A 21,741-nucleotide genomic window follows, 5' to 3' on the forward strand; every position below is an offset into this window, starting at 1 on the left:
AATCGGCCTTGCGGACAAAGAGGCGTGATCGACATCAAGTTCCACCCGATACCCCCTGTTTCACCGTGGACCTGCCGTTTTCTGTGTGTCCGGTGAAGAGCCGCCGTGGACAAACCACGAACAACTCCGCGCCCGCCTATGGCGAACCCCACAACGGCGAAGAGGAGCCCCGCACCCACCCGACCGCACCCCGTAATCTGTCCCCCATGGCAGAGCCCGTCGTACGCATCCCGGATGCGAAGGTCGCCCTGTCGACGGCGTCCGTGTACCCGGAGTCGACCGCGACGGCCTTCGAGATCGCCGCCCGCCTCGGATACGACGGTGTCGAGGTGATGGTGTGGACCGACCCGGTCAGCCAGGACATCGAAGCCCTGCGCAGACTGAGCGACTACCACCGGATCCCGATCCTCGCGGTGCACGCCCCGTGCCTGCTCATCACGCAGCGCGTGTGGTCCACCGACCCCTGGGTCAAGCTCCAGCGCGCCCAGGCCGCCGCCGAGAAGCTCGGTGCGAGCACCGTCGTCGTGCACCCGCCGTTCCGCTGGCAGCGCCAGTACGCGCGCGACTTCGTCAGCGGGATCTGGCGCATGGCCGACGAGACGGACGTACGGTTCGCCGTCGAGAACATGTACCCCTGGCGTTACCGTGACCGCGAGATGCTCGCCTACGCCCCCGACTGGGACGTGACGAAGGAGGACTACCGTCACTTCACGATCGACCTCAGTCACACGGCCACGGCCCGCTCCGACGCGATCCAGATGATCGACCGCATGGGAGACCGCCTCGGCCACGTCCACCTCGCCGACGGCAAGGGCTCCGGCAAGGACGAGCACCTCGTCCCCGGCCGCGGCAGCCAGCCCTGCGCCGAGCTGCTGGAACGGCTCGCCCTCGGCGGCTTCGACGGCCATGTCGTCATCGAGGTCAACACCCGCCGCGCGATGTCGGCCGCCGAACGCGAGGCCGACCTCGCCGAGGCCCTGGCCTTCACCCGCCTCCATCTGGCCTCGGCGGCGTCGACGGCGCAGGTGCGCCGGCCGTGACCGACGCCACGGCCCGCAAGCGGGGCCGGCCCCGGCGTACCGAATCGGACGCGGTCGGCACCCGCGACCGCATCCTGGACGCGGCCCGCCAGCAGTTCTCCGAGAGCGGCTTCGAGAAGACGTCCGTGCGCGCCATCGCCAAGGCCGCCGGGGTGGACGCGGCGCTCGTCCACCACTACTTCGGCACCAAGGACCAGGTCTTCGAGGCGGCCGTCGAGGTCGCCTTCGCCCCGGCCGTGAAAGTGCGCGACGCGGTCCTCGAAGGCCCTCTCGACAAGGCCGGCGAGCGCATGACCCGCACCATCTTCGGGCTCTGGGAGAACCCGGTGACCCGCAAGCCGCTGCTCGCGATCGTCCGCTCGGCGGTGAACAACGAGGCCGCGGCCGCCGTCTTCCGCCGCCTGATCTCCACCCAGCTGCTGCGCCGCATCGCCGGGGAACTCGACGCCCCGGACGCCGAGCTGCGCGCCGAACTGGCGGCCGCGCAGCTCGTCGGGGTCGCGATGATGCGCTACGTCATCAAGATCGAACCGGTGGCCTCGGCAGACCTGGAGGAGATCATCGCGCGGGTGGCGCCGGTGGTGCAGGGGCATCTGACGAACCCCTGACCGAGCCTCGCCGTCCGCTGCCGCCCGGCGCCGCTCTTTGCCGCCCTTTGATGAGACGTTCATCCCGCGATGCGGACACGGGGTCCGCGGTGTCAGACCCCGGGCGTACGCTCAGTAGCAGTCAGATCTGTCTGAAGGAGCGAGCGACGATGCCCGAGCTGAGGTCCCGCACAGTCACCCACGGCCGCAACATGGCGGGCGCACGCGCCCTGATGCGCGCCTCCGGTGTACCCGGCGCGGACATCGGCCGCAAGCCGATCATCGCGGTCGCCAACAGCTTCACCGAGTTCGTCCCCGGCCACACCCACCTCCAGCCCGTCGGCCGGATCGTCAGCGAGGCGATCGTCGAGGCCGGCGGCATCCCGCGCGAGTTCAACACCATCGCCGTGGACGACGGCATCGCGATGGGCCACGGCGGCATGCTGTACTCGCTGCCCTCCCGCGACCTCATCGCGGACTCGGTGGAGTACATGGTCGAGGCCCACTGCGCCGACGCCCTGATCTGCATCTCCAACTGCGACAAGATCACCCCGGGCATGCTGAACGCGGCCCTGCGTCTGAACATCCCGACGGTCTTCGTCTCCGGCGGCCCGATGGAGTCCGGCCGCGCCACCCTGGTCGACGGCACCGTCCGCACGCTCGACCTGGTCGACGCGATCTCCGACGCGGTCAACGACAAGATCTCCGACGAGGACATCCTCCGTATCGAGGAGAACGCCTGCCCGACCTGCGGCTCGTGTTCCGGCATGTTCACCGCCAACTCGATGAACTGCCTGACCGAGGCCATCGGCCTCTCGCTGCCGGGCAACGGCTCGGTGCTGGCCACGCACACGGCCCGCAAGGGGCTCTACCAGGCGGCCGCGCGGACGGTCATGGACGTCACCCGCCGCTACTACGAGCAGGACGACGAGACGGTCCTGCCGCGCGCCATCGCCTCCGTCGCGGCCTTCGAGAACGCGATGGCCCTCGACATCGCGATGGGCGGCTCCACCAACACGATCCTGCACCTGCTGGCCGCGGCCCAGGAGGCGGGCGTCCCCTTCGGCCTGGAGGAGATCAACGAGGTCTCGCGCCGCGTGCCCTGCCTCGCCAAGGTCGCGCCGAACGTCGCCAAGGACCGCACGTACTACATGGAGGACGTGCACCGCGCCGGCGGCATCCCCGCCCTCCTGGGCGAGCTGCACCGCGCCGGCCTGCTGAACGAGGACGTGAACTCCGTCCACAGCCCGTCCCTGGCCGACTGGCTCAAGACCTGGGACGTCCGCGGCGGCTCGCCGTCCCCCGAGGCCGTCGAGCTGTGGCACGCGGCCCCGGGCTGCGTCCGCTCCGCCGAGGCATTCTCCCAGTCCGAGCGCTGGGAGGCCCTGGACGACGACGCCGAGGGCGGCTGCATCCGCTGCGCCGAGCACGCCTACTCCAAGGACGGCGGCCTGGCCGTCCTCAAGGGCAACCTCGCGGTCGACGGCTGCGTGGTCAAGACGGCCGGCGTCGACGAGTCGATCTGGACCTTCGAGGGCCCCGCGGTCGTCTGCGAGTCGCAGGAGGAGGCCGTCGAGAAGATCCTCAACAAACAGATCACCCACGGCGACGTCGTCGTCATCCGCTACGAGGGCCCCAAGGGCGGCCCCGGCATGCAGGAGATGCTCTACCCGACGTCCTTCCTCAAGGGCCGCGGCCTGGGCAAGACCTGCGCATTGATCACGGACGGCCGCTTCTCCGGCGGCACCTCGGGCCTGTCCATCGGCCACGCCTCCCCCGAGGCGGCCTCGGGCGGCACCATCGCGCTCGTGGAGGACGGCGACCGCATCCGCATCGACATCCCGAACCGCACCATCGAGCTCCTCGTGGACGACGCCGAGCTGGCCCGCCGCGAGCAGGCGCTGAACGGCGTGTACGCCCCGAAGAACCGCGAGCGCAAGGTCTCCGCGGCCCTGCGCGCCTACGCGGCGATGGCCACCAGCGCCGACAAGGGCGCCGTGCGGGATGTCTCCAAGCTGGGCTGACCCTCCGGGCGGGGGCCGCCTCCTCGGAGGCGGCCCCTCTCCCGTGTCACCACTTGGCGGGGTCGCGCGCGTCCACGGCGAAGACGGTGCCGTCGGGGGCGGCGGCGTAGACGTGACCGTCCACCAGCACCGGGGTGGGCAGCGTCGCCACGACCCGGTCCGTGTCGGCGGCGAGCCGCGGCGGAGTCTGCCCGAGGAGCCGCCCGCTGCCGGCGTCGACCGCCAGCAGCCGCCCGTCGGGAGCGGTGACGAACACCCGCTCACCGTCCGGGACCGGTGCGGATCCGCGGCTCACGGACGTCTCCAGGTGCCAGATCCGCTGTCGCGTGTCCAGGTCGACGGCTTCCAGCGAACCACCCGTGGCCAGCACGTACACCACGTTCCCCCGCACCCCGGCGATGGCGTCCTGGCGCGGGACGGGCAGGGCGACGCGGGTCGTCGACTTCGTTCCGGGGGTGTGGCGGACCACGGCGTCGGTGTTTCCCGTGGCCCAGTCGGAGGAGAGGAAGACCAAGGATCCGCCCTTGGCGGCGACGGGTCTCAGCATGCCCTCCAGCCGGGCTTCCCACCGCACGTCACCCGTGCCCGGGTCGACCGCGGTGACCCGGGTGCTCGAACCGTCGTCCGACGCCCTCGTCGCATAGGCCAGCGGATCCCCGGCGAACGACACGAAGGACCCGACGCCCGGCATACGGCGCTCCCACCGCGTCTCGCCCGACGCGCCGTCCACGCCCGTGACCGTGCCGTCCGCCCCCGTCAGCAGAATCGTCCCGCCGGCGTAGCGCACCGATCCGGAACCGGACGGGCTCCGCTTCCAGACCTGCTTGCCCGAGGCGGGGTCGAGCGCCTCCAGACGGCGGCCGCCGTTCGCGGAGGTCTGCACGAGACCGCCGGACACGACCGGCGGACCGCCGGGTATCTCCTCGGACACGGAGTGCCGCCACAGCACGGTCCCGTCGGCCGGGGCGAGGGCGTAGACGAGGCCGGCCTGCGCGCACAGCACCCGGCCCGCCCCGTAGGCGCATTGCGGCACCCCACCGGTCTCGGGCGCGGGCTTCGCCTCCCACGCGCTGAACGCCGCCGGTGCCGTGCCCGCCGTGGTGTCCTGACCAGGGGCGGGGTCCTGGCCGATCAGCTGGACCGAGGCGAGCACACCGCAGGCGAGGACGGCGACGGCTCCGGCCACGAGCGCCGCGCGCCCGCGGATACCTCTCCTCCGGGCCAGGGGCTTCGGCTCGGGCCCCGCCTCCGGAGGTTCCTGCGGCTCAGGGGGCTCCTCGGCACTCGTCCGCTGCGCCGGTATGAAGGCCTGCGTGTCGTACGAAGCCGCCACCGAACGCAGTTCCCGCATCAACTCGTCCGGCGTCGGCCGGTCCTCGGGCTCCTTCGCCAGACACCGCGCGATCAGCGGCGCGAGATTCTCCGGTACGCCCGTCAGGTCCGGCTCGTCGTGAACGACCTGGTAGGCGACCACGTACGGGCTGTCCGAATCGAACGGCCCCCGCCCCGTGGCCGCGTGCACCAGCACCGACCCGAGCGCGAAGATGTCGGCGGCCGGGCCCACCTCGCGCGGCCGACGGAACTGCTCGGGTGCCATGAAGGGCGGAGTCCCGATCAACTTCCCCGTCTCGGTGCGCAGTTCGCTGTCCTTCGGCCGGGAGATACCGAAGTCGATGACCTTCGGACCGTCCTCGGCGAGCAGCACATTGCTCGGCTTGAGATCCCGGTGGACCACTCCGACCCGATGAATGTCGCGCAACGCCTCGGCCAGTCCCGCCATCAGCCGGCGCAACTGGGACGAGGGCATCGGCCCGTTCTGCTTCACATGGTCGGACAGCGTCGGCCCGGGGATGAACAACGTGGCCATCCACGGCCGGTCGGCCTCGGGGTCGGCGTCGACCACGGACGCCGTGAAGGCCCCGCTCACCCGCCGCGCCGCGGCCACCTCCTGCCGGAAACGCCCCCGGAACTCGGGGTCCCGGGCGAACTCGGCATGGACGATCTTCACCGCGAGCTTCATCCCCGAGGTGCTCCGGGCGATATGGACGACGCCCATCCCGCCGGACCCGAGAGACGACTCCAGGCGGTAGTGACCGGCGTAATCGGGACGTTCCGCCTCCGCGCCCGCTCCCGTGTCCCGCTGTGGCGCCATGGAACCACCCCCGTGCTGTTCGTCCGCGCGCGCGACGCACGGAGCCTAGTCGATGACTCGTACGAGACAGAGGCGGCTTGCTAGTCTCCGCGTGCGAGTTGCGTACATGTGTTCATGTCGTGATTCGGGGGAATCAACGGCATCCCATGGCAGTCATGGGACGAACGGGGGAGGCATTCATGTCTGTTGAGCATGTCGAGGAGATCGAGGGCGGCGGGGAAGAACTCGTCACGACAGCCGCGGCCCTGCGCTACTACACCACCGCTCCGGGAGTCCGTCTCAACGTCCGCAGCGGCCCCGGTACCGGCTACGGCATCGTCCGCAGCCTGCCCGGCGGGTCCAGGGTCCCGATCTACTGCCAGAGCCCGGGCACCTGGGTCTCCGGCACCTACGGCACCACCAACATCTGGGACAACATCAGCAACGGCGAGTTCGTCTCGGACGCCTACGTCCACACCGGCAGCGACGGCTACGTGGCGTCCCGCTGCGGCTGAACCCACCCGGAGCCCGCGGTCCCTGCGGAGCCATAATCGACGCGTGAGCGACGAATCCGGCACCCAGAACACCCCCGCGGGCTCCGAGAGCGGCCCCCGCCCCGAGCCCCTGCGCTTCTTCGGCACCACCTGGGTGAACCACGACGACGGCTACGCCCTCCGCCGAGTCGCGGCAGCCGTCGGCTCCCTCGCGGCCGCCGCCATCTCCTGCCTCGTCCTCCGCTTCGCCTTCGAGGGCCTCCGGATCGCCGACACCGGCAGCTTCGTCACGCTCCTGGTCGTCGTGATGTTCGCGGTGTGCAGCGCCCTCGCCTTCCGCCACACCTGGGACGGTTTCCGCAAACGCCCGGACCCCGACCGCCAGGCCTCCCTCCGCGGCCTGCTGGCCATCGGCTTCGTCGGCTCGCTCCTCGCCTACTTCTTCCGCTGCCTCACCGAGGCCCCCGGCGAGAAACTCCACCGCGACGACTACGAGACGGCCCTCGCCCAACACCGAAAGCGCACCACCCGCCGCACCGGCAACCCGTCCAAGAAGCGCCGCCGCTCCTAGCCGGGGCCTGCCCGGCGGATCAGGCCCCGGACAAGGAACGAACGGTGTCTGATCAGCGCAGGTCAGCGGACGATGGGTGCTCTGTGGCGGAGAGCGTCCCGGACCCCGCGTCCGCGGCATGATCCGCCGGACAGACCCGCGTCCGCCCGCTCTCACCGAAAACTCACCGCGCTCCACACCCACCCCCGCCACCATGGCCGTATGACGGCCTCCTCGCACGCCTCCCGGGCCCACTCCTTCAACGCCGCGGCAGCCCAGTACGCCGCCAACCGCCCCTCCTACCCGAGCACCCTCTTCGAGAAGATCGAGGAGCTGACCGGCCGCCCCCTCGCCGGCGCCCGTGTCGTGGACGTCGGCGCCGGCACCGGTATCGCGACGGCACTCCTGCACGCACGGGGCGCCGAGGTCCTCGCCGTGGAACCCGGCGACGGCATGGCCGCCCAGTTCCGCCGCGCCCACCCCGGCATCCCGATCATCCGCGGCGACGGCAACGACCTCCCGCTCGCCGCCGACTCGGTCGACTTCGTCACCTACGCCCAGGCCTGGCACTGGACCGACCCGGTCCGCTCGGTCCCGGAGGCCCTCCGGGTCCTGCGTCCGGGCGGGGCGCTCGTCCTGTGGTGGAACACCTACGCCCTCGACGTGCCGTGGATCGCCGCCCAGTCCCACCGCATCCAGTACCGCTTCGGCGGCGACCGCACCGTCCATCAGAACGAGGGCACGGACCACTCCGCCCTCGTCGACCCCACCGGCCGCCTCACCTTCACCCGCCGCCGGGTCCGGTGGAGCCGCAGCGTCCCCCTCGACACGCACCTGGCCAACATCGGCAGCCACTCGATCTTTCTGGTCCACGGCGAAGAGGCGTCCTCCGCCTTCCTCGCCGACGAGCGCGCCCTCCTCCTCAAGACCTTCCCCGACGAGGTCGTCGAAGAGGTCTACGAGGTCGACCTGCTGCTCGCCACGCCCGCCTGACCGCCCCGGTGGCCCCACCCCTCTCGGGGCCACCGCGCACGCGCGGTCCGGCCCGCCGCCGTCGGCCCCACCCCCTCGAACAGATCCCCACCACGGTCACCCCAGCACGACCATGCACGCCCCGCTTGACGCCCCCGCGACCCGAGAGCAGTATTCATCGCATGATGAATTACTCGCCCGGTCCACCGACGAACGACGACACCCCCTTCGGCACCCCTCCCACCCCTTCCGCGCCGCCGGCCGTCCGCGCCGAAGACCTCACCGTCGTCCGAGGCCCCCGCACAGTCCTGCGTGCCCTCGATTTCACCGTCCCGCGTGGCCAGATCACCGGCCTCCTCGGCCCGTCGGGCTGCGGCAAGTCGACCCTGATGCGTGCGATCGTCGGCACCCAGGCCAAGGTCACCGGCACCCTCGACGTCCTGGGCAGCCCCGCCGGCCACCCCACCCTGCGCACCCGCATCGGCTACGTCACCCAAGCCCCCTCCGTCTACGACGACCTGACCGTCCGCCAGAACCTCGACTACTTCGCCGCGATCCTCGCCCCCGGGCGCGCGGCCTCCGAACACCGCCACCACGACGTCACCCGCACCATCGCCGACGTCGACCTCACCAGCCACGCCGACGCCCTCGCCGGCAACCTCTCCGGCGGCCAGCGCAGCCGCGTCTCCCTCGCCGTCGCCCTCCTCGGCACCCCCGAACTCCTGGTCCTCGACGAACCGACCGTCGGCCTGGACCCCGTCCTGCGCCGCGACCTGTGGAACCTCTTCCACGACATCGCGGCCCGGCGCGGCGCGACCCTCCTCATCTCCTCCCACGTCATGGACGAGGCCGAGCGCTGCCACCGCCTCCTCCTCATGCGCGAGGGCCGCATCCTCGCCGACGACACCCCGGACGCCCTCCGCACCCGTACGCACACCGACACGGTCGAGGCGGCCTTCCTGCACCTGGTCGACGAGGCGATCGCGGCCGACCGCACACAGGAGAAGGAGACGACACGATGAGCACGAGCGCACACACGAACGAGGGCACGAACACCGGCGGAGGCCACACCCCGGGTACGGCTCCCGCTCCCGCGCCCGCCCCCACCAGCGCCCTGAACGCGTCCCGCACGGCCGCCACCGCCGCCCGCGTCCTGCGCCAGCTCCGTCACGACCCGCGAACCATCGCGCTGATGATCCTGATCCCCTGCGTGATGCTGCTCCTGCTGCGCTACGTCTTCGACGGCAACCCACGCACCTTCGACAGCATCGGCGCCTCCCTCCTCGGGATCTTCCCCCTGATCACGATGTTCCTGGTCACCTCCATCGCCACCCTGCGCGAACGGACCTCCGGCACCCTCGAACGCCTCCTCGCCATGCCCCTCGGCAAGGGCGACCTCATCGCCGGCTACGCCCTCGCCTTCGGCATCCTCGCGATCATCCAGTCCGCCCTCGCCACGGGCCTCGCGGTCTGGTTCCTCGACCTCGATGTCACCGGCAGCCCCTGGCTCCTGCTGTTGGTGGCCCTGCTCGACGCGTTGCTCGGCACCGCCCTCGGCCTGTTCGTCTCGGCCTTCGCCGCCTCCGAGTTCCAGGCGGTCCAGTTCATGCCGGCCGTGATCTTTCCCCAGCTCCTCCTCTGCGGCCTCTTCACTCCCCGCGACACCATGCACCCTGTCCTGGAGGCCATCTCCGACGTCCTGCCCATGTCCTACGCGGTAGACGGTATGAACGAGGTGCTCAGGCACACCGACATGACCGCGACCTTCGTCCGGGACGTGCTGATCGTGGCGGGGTGCGCGCTCCTGGTCCTGGGACTGGGAGCGGCGACGCTGCGGAGGCGGACGGTGTAACAGGGGCCGCCCCGACGTCCCGCCCACCGGACAACTGCGCCACCCCCACGCCCCCGGTGGGAGGATGAACCCCGGACGACGCACCCCCGGAGGGCCCCGCACCATGACCCAGAAAGTCGCAGTCCTCGGCACCGGCAAGATCGGCGAAGCCCTGCTCAGCGGAATGATCCGCGCCGGCTGGGCCCCGGCCGACCTCCTGGTCACCGCCCGCCGCCCCGAGCGAGCCGAAGAACTCCGCGCCCGTTACGGAGTCACCCCGGTCACCAACCCCGAGGCCGCCAAGATCGCCGACACCCTGATCCTCACGGTCAAGCCGCAGGACATGGGCACCCTCCTGGACGAACTCGCCCCGCACGTCCCCGTCGACCGCCTGGTCATCAGCGGCGCGGCCGGTATCCCCACCTCCTTCTTCGAGGAGCGCCTCGCCACCGGCACCCCCGTCGTCCGCGTCATGACGAACACACCCGCCCTCGTCGACGAGGCCATGTCCGTCATCTCCGCCGGCACCCACGCCACCGCCGACCACCTCACCCACACCGAGGAGATCTTCGGCGCCGTCGGCAAGACGCTCCGCGTCCCCGAGTCCCAGCAGGACGCCTGCACCGCCCTCTCCGGCTCCGGCCCGGCGTACTTCTTCTACCTGGTCGAAGCCATGACGGACGCCGGCATCCTCCTCGGCCTGCCCCGCGACAAGGCCCACGACCTCATCGTCCAGTCCGCGATCGGCGCCGCCACCATGCTCCGCGACAGCGGCGAACACCCGGTCAAGCTCCGCGAGAACGTCACCTCTCCCGCGGGCACGACCATCAATGCCATCCGCGAGCTCGAGAACCACGGCGTACGGGCCGCCCTCATCGCCGCCCTCGAAGCCGCCCGCGATCGCAGCCGCGCACTGGCCTCCGGCAACAACAGCTGACGCCCGGTTCGCCGCCCCCTGCCCACCCGGGGGCGGCAAGCCCACTCCCGCCGTGACCCGCCGGGCGCTACCGAGCAGAAGTCAGCGCGCTATCAGCAGCGGCCGGCAGCAGCCCGATCGCCCGATACGCGGCATCGACCGTCGGCCGGGCCATCGCCCGAGCTCTCTGCGCCCCATCCCGCAGCACCCCTTCCACATAACCAGGATCCGCGCACAACTCCCTGTGCCTTTCCTGCACGGGCCTCAGGACCTCGACGACGGCCTCGGCGGTGTCCTTCTTCAAGACTCCGTACGATTCATATACACCGCTCAGCTCGGATGGGTTCCCACCCGTGCAGGCCGCGAGGATCTCCAGCAGATTCGCGACCCCCGGCCGTGACTCCCTGTCGTAGACGACCTCCTGACCGCTGTCCGTCACGGCCCGCATGACCTTCTTCCGGACGACGTCCGGCTCATCGAGCAGATAGACGATCCCCGGCCCGGAGTCGTCGGACTTCCCCATCTTCGAAGCCGGCTCCTGAAGGTTCATGACCCTCGCGGCCACCTTCGGCACCGTGGACCTGGGCACCACGAACGTATGTCCGTACCTCTGGTTGAACCGCACCGCCAGATCCCGCGACAGCTCCACATGCTGGGCCTGGTCGTCCCCGACCGGCACCTCGTCGGCCCCGTACGCCAGGATGTCCGCCGCCATCAGCACCGGATAGGTCAGCAGCGACAGGCGCACACTCCCGCCGCGGTGCCGCTCGCGGACGGCTTTCTCCTTGTACTGGATCATCCGTCGCATCTCGCCGTCCGTGGCCACGCACTCCAGGAGGTACGACAGCCGCGCGTGCTCATCCACATGACTCTGCACGAACAGGGTGCACAGCTGCGGATCCAGCTCCGACGCCAGCAGCAGTGTCGCCGCCTGTCGGCTCAGCCGCCGCACCCGCGCCGGATCGTGGTCCACGGTCAGCGCGTGCAGGTCGACGACACAGAACAGCGCGTCGGCACGGTGCTGGTCGACGGCGGCCCACTGCCGCATGGCTCCCAGGTAGTTCCCCAGCGTCAGGTGCCCTGTCGGCTTGACCCCGCTGAATACGCGCGTCATCTCTCTCCTCCCGGTTGGGCCAGCCGCCCTCGCCGGCCGGCTGCCCCTCAGGAGTGCTGGAGGGAGACACAGAAACGGCCGCCGAGGCGGCGGCCGTTGAGTGCATACGTGAACTCGGCCGCCGTCAGGCGGCCCACCACTGCTGGGTGCACGTACGCGTTGTCATGAGGCTCAGCGTACGCCTCCAGAGCGCCATGGGGACCGGAGTTGACACGCCCCGGCCCCGTACGTAGTGTTCTCCGAGTTGTCCGACGTGAGCTCCGACTTCGGTCGGTCCCCGGACAGCCATTCCGCAAGTACCAGCCAACACTCGACGACAGTGTTCTGCCGTCGCTTCATTGGCATGCGTATTTACGAAATGAGGAATCCGCGTTCGAAAGGACGCAGCCCCCGATTAGCTCGGGAGCCAGGAATCCGCTAAAGTCTCACTCGTCGGAACGGCCCAACAGCCGGGAAGGCAGCCCCCCTCTGACTGGGAGTCAGGCCCGAAAGGATCTGATAGAGTCGGAAACGCCGGAAAGGGAAACGCGAGAGCGGGAACCTGGAAAGCACCGAGGAAATCGGATCGGAAAACGGTCTGATAGAGTCGGAAACGCAAGACCGAAGGGAAGCCCGGAGGAAAGCCCGCGAGGGTGAGTACAAAGGAAGCGTCCGTTCCTTGAGAACTCAACAGCGTGCCAAAAATCAACGCCAGATATGTTGATACCCCGTCTCCGGCCGATCGGTCGAAGATGAGGTTCCTTTGAAGAAAAACACAGCGAGGACGCTGTGAACCATCGGCTTATTCCGCCGGTGGTTCCGCTCTCGTGATGTGTGCACCCGATTACGGGTAAACATTCACGGAGAGTTTGATCCTGGCTCAGGACGAACGCTGGCGGCGTGCTTAACACATGCAAGTCGAACGATGAACCACTTCGGTGGGGATTAGTGGCGAACGGGTGAGTAACACGTGGGCAATCTGCCCTTCACTCTGGGACAAGCCCTGGAAACGGGGTCTAATACCGGATACCACCACCATGGGCATCTGTGGTGGTTGAAAGCTCCGGCGGTGAAGGATGAGCCCGCGGCCTATCAGCTTGTTGGTGAGGTAATGGCTCACCAAGGCGACGACGGGTAGCCGGCCTGAGAGGGCGACCGGCCACACTGGGACTGAGACACGGCCCAGACTCCTACGGGAGGCAGCAGTGGGGAATATTGCACAATGGGCGAAAGCCTGATGCAGCGACGCCGCGTGAGGGATGACGGCCTTCGGGTTGTAAACCTCTTTCAGCAGGGAAGAAGCGAAAGTGACGGTACCTGCAGAAGAAGCGCCGGCTAACTACGTGCCAGCAGCCGCGGTAATACGTAGGGCGCAAGCGTTGTCCGGAATTATTGGGCGTAAAGAGCTCGTAGGCGGCTTGTCACGTCGGGTGTGAAAGCCCGGGGCTTAACCCCGGGTCTGCATTCGATACGGGCTAGCTAGAGTGTGGTAGGGGAGATCGGAATTCCTGGTGTAGCGGTGAAATGCGCAGATATCAGGAGGAACACCGGTGGCGAAGGCGGATCTCTGGGCCATTACTGACGCTGAGGAGCGAAAGCGTGGGGAGCGAACAGGATTAGATACCCTGGTAGTCCACGCCGTAAACGGTGGGAACTAGGTGTTGGCGACATTCCACGTCGTCGGTGCCGCAGCTAACGCATTAAGTTCCCCGCCTGGGGAGTACGGCCGCAAGGCTAAAACTCAAAGGAATTGACGGGGGCCCGCACAAGCAGCGGAGCATGTGGCTTAATTCGACGCAACGCGAAGAACCTTACCAAGGCTTGACATACACCGGAAACGGCCAGAGATGGTCGCCCCCTTGTGGTCGGTGTACAGGTGGTGCATGGCTGTCGTCAGCTCGTGTCGTGAGATGTTGGGTTAAGTCCCGCAACGAGCGCAACCCTTGTCCTGTGTTGCCAGCAACTCCTTCGGGAGGTTGGGGACTCACAGGAGACCGCCGGGGTCAACTCGGAGGAAGGTGGGGACGACGTCAAGTCATCATGCCCCTTATGTCTTGGGCTGCACACGTGCTACAATGGCCGGTACAATGAGCTGCGATACCGTGAGGTGGAGCGAATCTCAAAAAGCCGGTCTCAGTTCGGATTGGGGTCTGCAACTCGACCCCATGAAGTCGGAGTTGCTAGTAATCGCAGATCAGCATTGCTGCGGTGAATACGTTCCCGGGCCTTGTACACACCGCCCGTCACGTCACGAAAGTCGGTAACACCCGAAGCCGGTGGCCCAACCCCCTTGTGGGGAGGGAGCTGTCGAAGGTGGGACTGGCGATTGGGACGAAGTCGTAACAAGGTAGCCGTACCGGAAGGTGCGGCTGGATCACCTCCTTTCTAAGGAGCACTTCTTACCGGATCCTTCGGGATCAGGTCAGAGGCCACTACGCAGGCAAACGTTCTGCGGTGGTTGCTCAAGGGTGGAACGTTGATTATTCGGCACTCTCAGTCATCTCGGGCTGCAAGTACTGCTCTTCGGAGCGTGGAAAGCTGATCACGAGTGGCGGGGGTGCCGGGCACGCTGTTGGGTGTCTGAGGGCACGGCCGTAAGGTCCTGTCTTCGGGTGCCGGCCCCAGTGAACTCGCCCAGGAGGGCGGGGTGATGGGTGGCTGGTCGTTGTTTGAGAACTGCACAGTGGACGCGAGCATCTGTGGCCAAGTTTTTAAGGGCGCACGGTGGATGCCTTGGCACCAGGAACCGATGAAGGACGTGGGAGGCCACGATAGTCCCCGGGGAGTCGTCAACCAGGCTTTGATCCGGGGGTTTCCGAATGGGGAAACCCGGCAGTCGTCATGGGCTGTCACCCATACCTGAACACATAGGGTATGTGGAGGGAACGCGGGGAAGTGAAACATCTCAGTACCCGCAGGAAGAGAAAACAACCGTGATTCCGGGAGTAGTGGCGAGCGAAACCGGATGAGGCCAAACCGTATACGTGTGAGACCCGGCAGGGGTTGCGTATGCGGGGTTGTGGGATCTCTCTTTCACAGTCTGCCGGCTGTGAGGCGAGTCAGAAACCGTTGATGTAGGCGAAGGACATGCGAAAGGTCCGGCGTAGAGGGTAAGACCCCCGTAGTCGAAACATCAGCGGCTCGTTTGAGAGACACCCAAGTAGCACGGGGCCCGAGAAATCCCGTGTGAATCTGGCGGGACCACCCGCTAAGCCTAAATATTCCCTGGTGACCGATAGCGGATAGTACCGTGAGGGAATGGTGAAAAGTACCGCGGGAGCGGAGTGAAATAGTACCTGAAACCGTGTGCCTACAAGCCGTGGGAGCGTCGCTCACAGAGTTTACTCTGTGGGTCGTGACTGCGTGCCTTTTGAAGAATGAGCCTGCGAGTTTGCGGTGTGTTGCGAGGTTAACCCGAGTGGGGAAGCCGTAGCGAAAGCGAGTCCGAATAGGGCGGTATAGTAGCGCGCTCAAGACCCGAAGCGGAGTGATCTAGCCATGGGCAGGTTGAAGCGGAGGTAAGACTTCGTGGAGGACCGAACCCACCAGGGTTGAAAACCTGGGGGATGACCTGTGGTTAGGGGTGAAAGGCCAATCAAACTCCGTGATAGCTGGTTCTCCCCGAAATGCATTTAGGTGCAGCGTCGTGTGTTTCTTGCCGGAGGTAGAGCACTGGATAGGCGATGGGCCCTACCGGGTTACTGACCTTAGCCAAACTCCGAATGCCGGTAAGTGAGAGCGCGGCAGTGAGACTGTGGGGGATAAGCTCCATGGTCGAGAGGGAAACAGCCCAGAGCATCGACTAAGGCCCCTAAGCGTACGCTAAGTGGGAAAGGATGTGGAGTCGCACAGACAACCAGGAGGTTGGCTTAGAAGCAGCCACCCTTGAAAGAGTGCGTAATAGCTCACTGGTCTAGTGATTCCGCGCCGACAATGTAGCGGGGCTCAAGCGTACCGCCGAAGTCGTGTCATTCCAGCATGAGGGCCAACGCCCGTTGGGATGGGTAGGGGAGCGTCGTCTGCCGGGTGAAGCAGCCGCGGAAGCGAGTTGTGGACGGTTGACGAGTGAGAATGCAGGCATGAGTAGCGATACACACGTGAGAAACGTGTGCGCCGATTGACTAAGGGTTCCTGGGTCAAGCTGATCTGCCCAGGGTAAGTCGGGACCTAAGGCGAGGCCGACAGGCGTAGTCGATGGATAACCGGTTGATATTCCGGTACCCGCTGTGAAGCGTCTAACATCGAACCCATTTATGCTAAGGCCGTGAAGCCGTTCCGGACCCTTCGGGGAATGGAAAGTGGTGGAGCCGCCGAACCACGGTGGTAGTAGGTGAGTGATGGGGTGACGCAGGAAGGTAGTCCATCCCGGGCGGTGGTTGTCCCGGGGTAAGGGTGTAGGACGTCAGGTAGGTAAATCCGCCTGGCAATAGTCTGAGACCTGATGCCGAGCCGATTGTGGTGAAGTGGATGATCCTATGCTGTCGAGAAAAGCCTCTAGCGAGTTTCATGGCGGCCCGTACCCTAAACCGACTCAGGTGGTCAGGTAGAGAATACCGAGGCGTTCGGGTGAACTATGGTTAAGGAACTCGGCAAAATGCCCCCGTAACTTCGGGAGAAGGGGGGCCATCACCGGTGATTGAATTTACTTCATGAGCTGGGGGTGGCCGCAGAGACCAGCGAGAAGCGACTGTTTACTAAAAACACAGGTCCGTGCGAAGCCGTAAGGCGATGTATACGGACTGACGCCTGCCCGGTGCTGGAACGTTAAGGGGACCGGTTAGTCACTCTTCGGGGTGGCGAAGCTGAGAACTTAAGCGCCAGTAAACGGCGGTGGTAACTATAACCATCCTAAGGTAGCGAAATTCCTTGTCGGGTAAGTTCCGACCTGCACGAATGGCGTAACGACTTCTCGACTGTCTCAACCATAGGCCCGGTGAAATTGCACTACGAGTAAAGATGCTCGTTTCGCGCAGCAGGACGGAAAGACCCCGGGACCTTTACTACAGTTTGATATTGGTGTTCGGTTCGGCTTGTGTAGGATAGCTGGGAGACTGTGAACTCTGGACGCCAGTTCAGGGGGAGTCGTCGTTGAAATACCAGTCTGGTCGTGCTGGATGTCTAACCTGGGTCCGTGATCCGGATCAGGGACAGTGTCTGATGGGTAGTTTAACTGGGGCGGTTGCCTCCTAAAGAGTAACGGAGGCGCCCAAAGGTTCCCTCAGCCTGGTTGGCAATCAGGTGTTGAGTGTAAGTGCACAAGGGAGCTTGACTGTGAGACCGACGGGTCGAGCAGGGACGAAAGTCGGGACTAGTGATCCGGCGGTGGCTTGTGGAAGCGCCGTCGCTCAACGGATAAAAGGTACCCCGGGGATAACAGGCTGATCTTCCCCAAGAGTCCATATCGACGGGATGGTTTGGCACCTCGATGTCGGCTCGTCGCATCCTGGGGCTGGAGTCGGTCCCAAGGGTTGGGCTGTTCGCCCATTAAAGCGGTACGCGAGCTGGGTTTAGAACGTCGTGAGACAGTTCGGTCCCTATCCGCTGCGCGCGCAGGAATATTGAGAAGGGCTGTCCCTAGTACGAGAGGACCGGGACGGACGAACCTCTGGTGTGCCAGTTGTCCTGCCAAGGGCATGGCTGGTTGGCTACGTTCGGGAGGGATAACCGCTGAAAGCATCTAAGCGGGAAGCCTGCTTCGAGATGAGTATTCCCACCCCCTTTGAGGGGTTAAGGCTCCCAGTAGACGACTGGGTTGATAGGCCGGATGTGGAAGCCCAGTAATGGGTGGAGCTGACCGGTACTAATAGGCCGAGGGCTTGTCCTCAGTTGCTCGCGTCCACTGTGTTAGTTCTGAGGCAACGACTGTTGCCGGCTTTGAGTAGAACATCCAATTAAAAAGTGTGCTTGTTCGCTCGAAACCATTAGGGTTTCGGTGGTTTTAGCGTGAGGGAAACGCCCGGTTACATTCCGAACCCGGAAGCTAAGCCTTACAGCGCCGATGGTACTGCAGGGGGGACCCTGTGGGAGAGTAGGACGCCGCCGAACAATTTTTGAGAAAGGCCCACACCATACGGTGTGGGCCTTTCTGCGTTTAAGCTCGCAGTCATGCGTTATGACCTGGTCATCTTTGACAACGACGGGGTGCTCGTCGACAGCGAGCCCATCTCCAACAGGCTTCTGGCCGGCTATCTCACCGAGCTGGGGCATCCGACCTCGTACGAGGATTCCCTGCGCGACTACATGGGCTCCGCCATGCACCGCGTACATGATCTGGTGGAGGAGCGGACCGGGCGGCGGCTGCCGGCGGAGTTCGACGATGTCTTTCATGGGCGGGTGTTCGCTGCTTTCGAGCGGGAGTTGGAGCCGGTGCCCGGGGCCGTGACGGTGCTGGAGAAGCTGGCTGCTGACGGGGTGCCGTACTGTGTGGCCTCCTCCGGGAGTCATGAGCGGATTCGGGTGGGGCATCGGACGACCGGACTGGACCGGTGGTTCGAGGACTCGCGGATCTTCAGCTCGCAGGATGTGGGGCGGGGGAAGCCGGCGCCGGATCTGTTCCTGTACGCGGCGGAGCGGATGGGCGTCGCGCCGGCGCGGTGTGTGGTGATCGAGGACAGCCGGCTGGGGGTGCAGGCGGCCGTGGCGGCTGGGATGGACGTGCTCGGATTCACCGCGATGACGCCGGCCGATCGGCTTGCCGGGGCCACTCAACTCTTCTCGGACATGGGGCAGTTGGCTGACCTGCTGGTCTGACATTTGTCACGCCGAGGTCCGGACGATCGGTTCTACTGGCGTCCGGGGGGTCGGTCCGAAGCTGAGGGCATGACGAAGAAGAAGGCGTTTGTGCCGCTCATCATGGACGTGGCGGTGCCGGTCGGGTCGTACTACCTGTTCAAGGACGGGCTCGGGATGAGCACGCTCGCCGCGCTGGGGTGGAGCAGTGTGGTGCCGGCGGTGCGGACCGGGTGGAGTGTGGTCAAGGACCGGACGGTCAACGGGCTGGCCGCGCTCATCCTGTTCGTGAACGTGGTCGGGTTGCTGCTGAGCTTTGTCGCCGGGGATCCACGGCTGATGCTCGTCAAGGACAGCGGGGTCAGCAGTGTGGTCGGGATCGGGATCCTGGTCTCCGTGGCGATGGGCAGGCCGATCATGACCGCCGTCGCGAAGCCGTGGCTGGTGAAGGGGGACGAGAGGCGGGAGGCCGCCTGGAGGCGTCTCCAGAGCGGATCCGAGGACTTCCGGCGGGCCGAGCGGGTGTTCTCCGTGGTGTGGGGTGTGGTGCTGCTCGGTGAGTGTGTGGTGCGGATCGTCGGGGCGTACACCCTGCCCGTGGACACGATGGTGTGGCTGGGCACCGTCATCATGATCGTCGCGATGGCCGGTGGGTTTCTCGTCAGTGGGGCCCTGGCCGCCGGGCCGATGGCGGCCATGCTCGCGGCGGAGGTGTGCGACAAGAGGGCCGAGGGCGAGAAGTGCTCGGTTTCGGCCGCTCCGGAGGCTCCCTTGGCCGCTGTCGCCGAGTGAGAGAAGTAAAGCTGAAGGAAACTCATCTTTGGCGAGATCTACCCACGAGTACGCCGGGGCCCTACGCTCGCCGCCATGACTGATGTGCTGCGGCGTGGCAGGGCCTCGCTGGCGTTCAGCTTCTTCGCGCAGGGCGCGGCCTTCGCTCTGCTGGTGACGCGGATCCCGGCCATTCAGGACCGGTACGGCGTCTCCGACGCGCTGCTGCCCGCCTTTCTCGCCGCGGTACCCATCCTGGCCGGTGTCGGGAGTGTCTCGACCGAGCAGTTGGTGAAGCGGATTCCGCCGAGCCGGGTGCTGCGCTGGGCCCAGCCCGTCGTGCTCCTGGCGCTGCTCGGGGTGGGGGCCGGGGACTCCGTGGTCGAGCTGGGTGTCTCGCTCGCCGCGTTCGGGCTGGCCGTGGGTGCGCTGGACGCCTCGATGAACATGCTCGGGGTAAGCCTTCAGCGGGCGTACGGGCGCAGCATCATGCTGAGTTTCCATGCCGTGTTCAGCCTGGGCGGGATCGTGGGGGCCTCGCTCGCCTGGGTGGGGGCGCACTGGCATCTCGCGTTGTGGGTGTCGTATCTGCCGGTGGTGCTGGTGCTGCTACCGGCCGCGCTGGTGGGGAGTCGGTGGTACGTCGACGCCGCGGACGGATCCGGTGCGGAGGCGGAGGACGAGAAGGCGGGTGGAGGCGGCCAGGGTCTCGCGTTCAAGTTGCTGCTGCCGCTGTGTCTGGTGATGTGCTTCGCGTACATCGGGGACTCGACCGTCTCCAACTGGAGCGCGAAGTATCTCCAGGACGTTCTGGGGAGTTCGGAGCAGCTCGCGACCGTGCCGTACAACGTGTACATGGTGACCACACTGGTCGGGCGGGCCATCGGGGACCTCGGGGTACGGCGGTTCGGGGCCGTGGCCGTCGTACGGTGTGGGGCGTTGGTGGCGGCGGTCGGGTTCGCGGTGGTGGCCGTGGCGCCCGGGCCGTGGGTGGGGATGCTCGGGTTCACGCTGCTGGGGCTGGGGTTGTGTGTGCTGGTGCCGCAGACCTTCGCCGCGGCGGGGCGGTTGTTCCCCGGTGCGTCCGATGCGGCTGTCGCGCGGCTCAATGTCTTCAACTACGTGGGGTTCCTGGTCGGATCGCCGTTGGTGGGGGCGCTGGGGGACCTGTGGAGCTACCGCGGGGCCATGCTCGTACCGATGGTGTTGGTGCTGGTGACGCTCGTGTACGCCCGGTCGTTCGAAACTCAACCGGACCGATACGGTGGCGGGCATGAGCGGCCGCGCACAGCTGATGTGGGACGAGGCAGTAACGGGCTATGACTTCGGTCCGGACCATCCGATGGATCCGGTACGGCTTGCCCTGACCTGGAGGCTTGTTCAGGCCTTCGGGCTTGATCAGGACATGGAGGTCGTGGCGGCGAAGCCGGCGGGGGAGTCGACGCTGCGGCTGGTGCATCGCGAGGACTATGTCGAGGCCGTGAAGGCGGCGTCGGCGGATCCTGGGGCGGCCGACGCGTCGTACGGGCTGGGGACGATGGATGATCCCGCCTTCGCCGGGATGCATGAGGCGTCCGCCTTGATCGCCGGGCAGTCGGTGGGGGCCGCGGAGGCCGTGTGGCGGGGTGAGGCGCTGCATGCGGTGAACTTCGCGGGTGGGTTGCATCATGCGATGCCCGGGGGCGCGTCGGGGTTCTGCATCTACAACGATGCTTCGCTGGCGATCGCGCGGTTGCTGGAGCTCGGGGCGGAGCGGGTCGCCTATGTGGATGTCGATGTGCATCACGGGGACGGGGTGCAGGCGGCGTTCTGGGAGGATCCGCGGGTTCTGACGGTGTCGCTGCATGAGCATCCTCGTACGTTGTTTCCGCAGACCGGGTGGCCGGAGGAGACGGGGGCGGACGGCTCGGCGGAGGGGTCGGCCGTGAATGTGGCGTTGCCGGCGGGGACCGGGGATGCGGGGTGGTTGCGGGCGTTTCATGCGGTGGTGCCTGAGGTGATCGCGGACTTTCGGCCGCAGGTTCTGGTCACTCAGCATGGGGCGGACACGCATTTCGAGGATCCGTTGGCGCATCTGGCTGTGTCGTTGGATGCGCAGCGGGCTGTGCAGGTGGCGTGTCATGAGCTGGCTCATTCGTATGCCGATGGGCGGTGGGTGGCGCTCGGTGGGGGTGGGTACGCGGTGGTGGATGTGGTGCCGCGGTCGTGGACGCACCTGGTGGGGGTTGCTGCGGGGCGGGAGATTTCGCCGGAGGCGGTGATTCCTGAGGGGTGGCGGCAGGAGGTGTTCGCTCGTACTCGGCAGTTGGGGCCCGGGCGGATGACCGATGGGCGGTGGCCGGTGTCCTTTGCGGGGTGGGAGGCGGGGTATGACCCTGCGGACCGGTTGGATCAGGCGGTGTTGGCTGCGCGGCGGGCGGTGTTTCCGTTGCGGGGGTTGTTGGCTTAGGGGGTGTGGGTGGGGGTTCGCGTCTGAGGGGTTTCCGCCCCCGCCGCCCCTACCCGTCCCATCCCCAGGAGCTGCCGCCCCTTCGACCCCGCCGTCCCAAGGGGCTCCGCCCCCTGGACCCCCTGTCGGCCCTCAAGGGGCCTCGTCCTCAAAC

General features: G+C 66.8%; 15 protein-coding genes and 3 rRNA genes. 16 read left to right on the forward strand and 2 right to left on the reverse strand.

Annotation, left to right across the window (positions count from 1 at the left end):
• Positions 1–206: 206 nt before the first annotated feature.
• From SLINC_RS25685 to ilvD, 3 genes are all read left to right on the forward strand, one after another.
• Complete coding sequence (locus SLINC_RS25685; RefSeq protein ID WP_067437552.1) at positions 207–1,040, forward strand: sugar phosphate isomerase/epimerase family protein; 834 nt, start codon at positions 207–209, stop codon at positions 1,038–1,040.
• A complete protein-coding gene (locus SLINC_RS25690; RefSeq protein ID WP_067437553.1) occupies positions 1,037–1,648 on the forward strand; it encodes a TetR/AcrR family transcriptional regulator in 612 nt (203 codons plus the stop codon). The genes SLINC_RS25685 and SLINC_RS25690 overlap by 4 nt, the downstream gene beginning before the upstream one ends.
• Positions 1,649–1,797: 149 nt before the next feature.
• Positions 1,798–3,651, forward strand: a complete 1,854-nt coding sequence (gene ilvD / locus SLINC_RS25695) for a dihydroxy-acid dehydratase (RefSeq protein ID WP_067437555.1) — start codon at positions 1,798–1,800, stop codon at positions 3,649–3,651.
• A 46-nt stretch (positions 3,652–3,697) separates the two neighbouring features.
• Here ilvD and SLINC_RS25700 read toward each other — a convergent pair whose 3' ends face one another.
• Positions 3,698–5,803 carry a serine/threonine-protein kinase gene (locus tag SLINC_RS25700; RefSeq protein WP_067437557.1) on the reverse strand — a complete coding sequence of 702 codons (2,106 nt, stop codon included), beginning with the start codon at positions 5,801–5,803 and terminating at the stop codon, positions 3,698–3,700.
• Positions 5,804–5,982: 179 nt separating this feature from the next.
• Here SLINC_RS25700 and SLINC_RS25705 point away from each other — a divergent pair, with 179 nt between their 5' ends.
• The 6 genes from SLINC_RS25705 (at position 5,983) to proC (ending at position 10,566) form a co-directional block, all read left to right on the forward strand.
• Positions 5,983–6,297 (forward strand): SH3 domain-containing protein, encoded by a 315-nt coding sequence (locus tag SLINC_RS25705; protein WP_067437559.1) that lies wholly within the window; start codon positions 5,983–5,985, stop codon positions 6,295–6,297.
• A 43-nt stretch (positions 6,298–6,340) separates the two neighbouring features.
• Positions 6,341–6,847, forward strand: a complete 507-nt coding sequence (locus tag SLINC_RS25710) for a hypothetical protein (protein ID WP_067437561.1) — start codon at positions 6,341–6,343, stop codon at positions 6,845–6,847.
• A 201-nt stretch (positions 6,848–7,048) separates the two neighbouring features.
• On the forward strand, positions 7,049–7,819 hold the full coding sequence (locus tag SLINC_RS25715; RefSeq protein ID WP_067437562.1) for a class I SAM-dependent methyltransferase: 771 nt from the start codon (positions 7,049–7,051) through the stop codon (positions 7,817–7,819).
• Between the two features lie 161 nt (positions 7,820–7,980).
• Positions 7,981–8,820 carry an ABC transporter ATP-binding protein gene (locus SLINC_RS25720; RefSeq protein ID WP_067437564.1) on the forward strand — a complete coding sequence of 280 codons (840 nt, stop codon included), beginning with the start codon at positions 7,981–7,983 and terminating at the stop codon, positions 8,818–8,820.
• Positions 8,817–9,650 carry an ABC transporter permease gene (locus SLINC_RS25725; RefSeq protein ID WP_067437566.1) on the forward strand — a complete coding sequence of 278 codons (834 nt, stop codon included), beginning with the start codon at positions 8,817–8,819 and terminating at the stop codon, positions 9,648–9,650. The genes SLINC_RS25720 and SLINC_RS25725 overlap by 4 nt, the downstream gene beginning before the upstream one ends.
• A 103-nt stretch (positions 9,651–9,753) precedes the next feature.
• On the forward strand, positions 9,754–10,566 hold the full coding sequence (proC, locus tag SLINC_RS25730; protein WP_067437568.1) for a pyrroline-5-carboxylate reductase: 813 nt from the start codon (positions 9,754–9,756) through the stop codon (positions 10,564–10,566).
• 67 nt (positions 10,567–10,633) lie between these two features.
• Here proC and trpS read toward each other — a convergent pair whose 3' ends face one another.
• On the reverse strand, positions 10,634–11,659 hold the full coding sequence (trpS, locus tag SLINC_RS25735; protein ID WP_067437570.1) for a tryptophan--tRNA ligase: 1,026 nt from the start codon (positions 11,657–11,659) through the stop codon (positions 10,634–10,636).
• Positions 11,660–12,495: 836 nt separating this feature from the next.
• Between trpS and SLINC_RS25740 the strand changes: the two genes are divergently transcribed.
• From SLINC_RS25740 to SLINC_RS25770, 7 genes are all read left to right on the forward strand, one after another.
• Positions 12,496–14,023, forward strand: a 16S ribosomal RNA gene (locus SLINC_RS25740).
• Positions 14,024–14,339: 316 nt separating this feature from the next.
• Positions 14,340–17,462: ribosomal RNA gene (locus SLINC_RS25745) — 23S ribosomal RNA — on the forward strand.
• Positions 17,463–17,566: 104 nt separating this feature from the next.
• A 5S ribosomal RNA gene (rrf, locus tag SLINC_RS25750) occupies positions 17,567–17,683 on the forward strand.
• The 16S, 23S and 5S rRNA genes sit together here, the layout of an rRNA operon.
• Positions 17,684–17,743: 60 nt before the next feature.
• Positions 17,744–18,388 (forward strand): HAD family hydrolase, encoded by a 645-nt coding sequence (locus tag SLINC_RS25755; protein WP_067445705.1) that lies wholly within the window; start codon positions 17,744–17,746, stop codon positions 18,386–18,388.
• A 69-nt stretch (positions 18,389–18,457) separates the two neighbouring features.
• Complete coding sequence (locus SLINC_RS25760) at positions 18,458–19,159, forward strand: VC0807 family protein (RefSeq protein WP_067437572.1); 702 nt, start codon at positions 18,458–18,460, stop codon at positions 19,157–19,159.
• A 75-nt stretch (positions 19,160–19,234) separates the two neighbouring features.
• On the forward strand, positions 19,235–20,461 hold the full coding sequence (locus tag SLINC_RS25765; protein WP_067437573.1) for an MFS transporter: 1,227 nt from the start codon (positions 19,235–19,237) through the stop codon (positions 20,459–20,461).
• On the forward strand, positions 20,412–21,587 hold the full coding sequence (locus SLINC_RS25770; RefSeq protein ID WP_067437575.1) for an acetoin utilization protein AcuC: 1,176 nt from the start codon (positions 20,412–20,414) through the stop codon (positions 21,585–21,587). The genes SLINC_RS25765 and SLINC_RS25770 overlap by 50 nt, the downstream gene beginning before the upstream one ends.
• The last annotated feature ends 154 nt before the right edge of the window (positions 21,588–21,741 follow it).

The organism is Streptomyces lincolnensis, from assembly GCF_001685355.1.
GTDB lineage: Bacteria > Actinomycetota > Actinomycetes > Streptomycetales > Streptomycetaceae > Streptomyces > Streptomyces lincolnensis.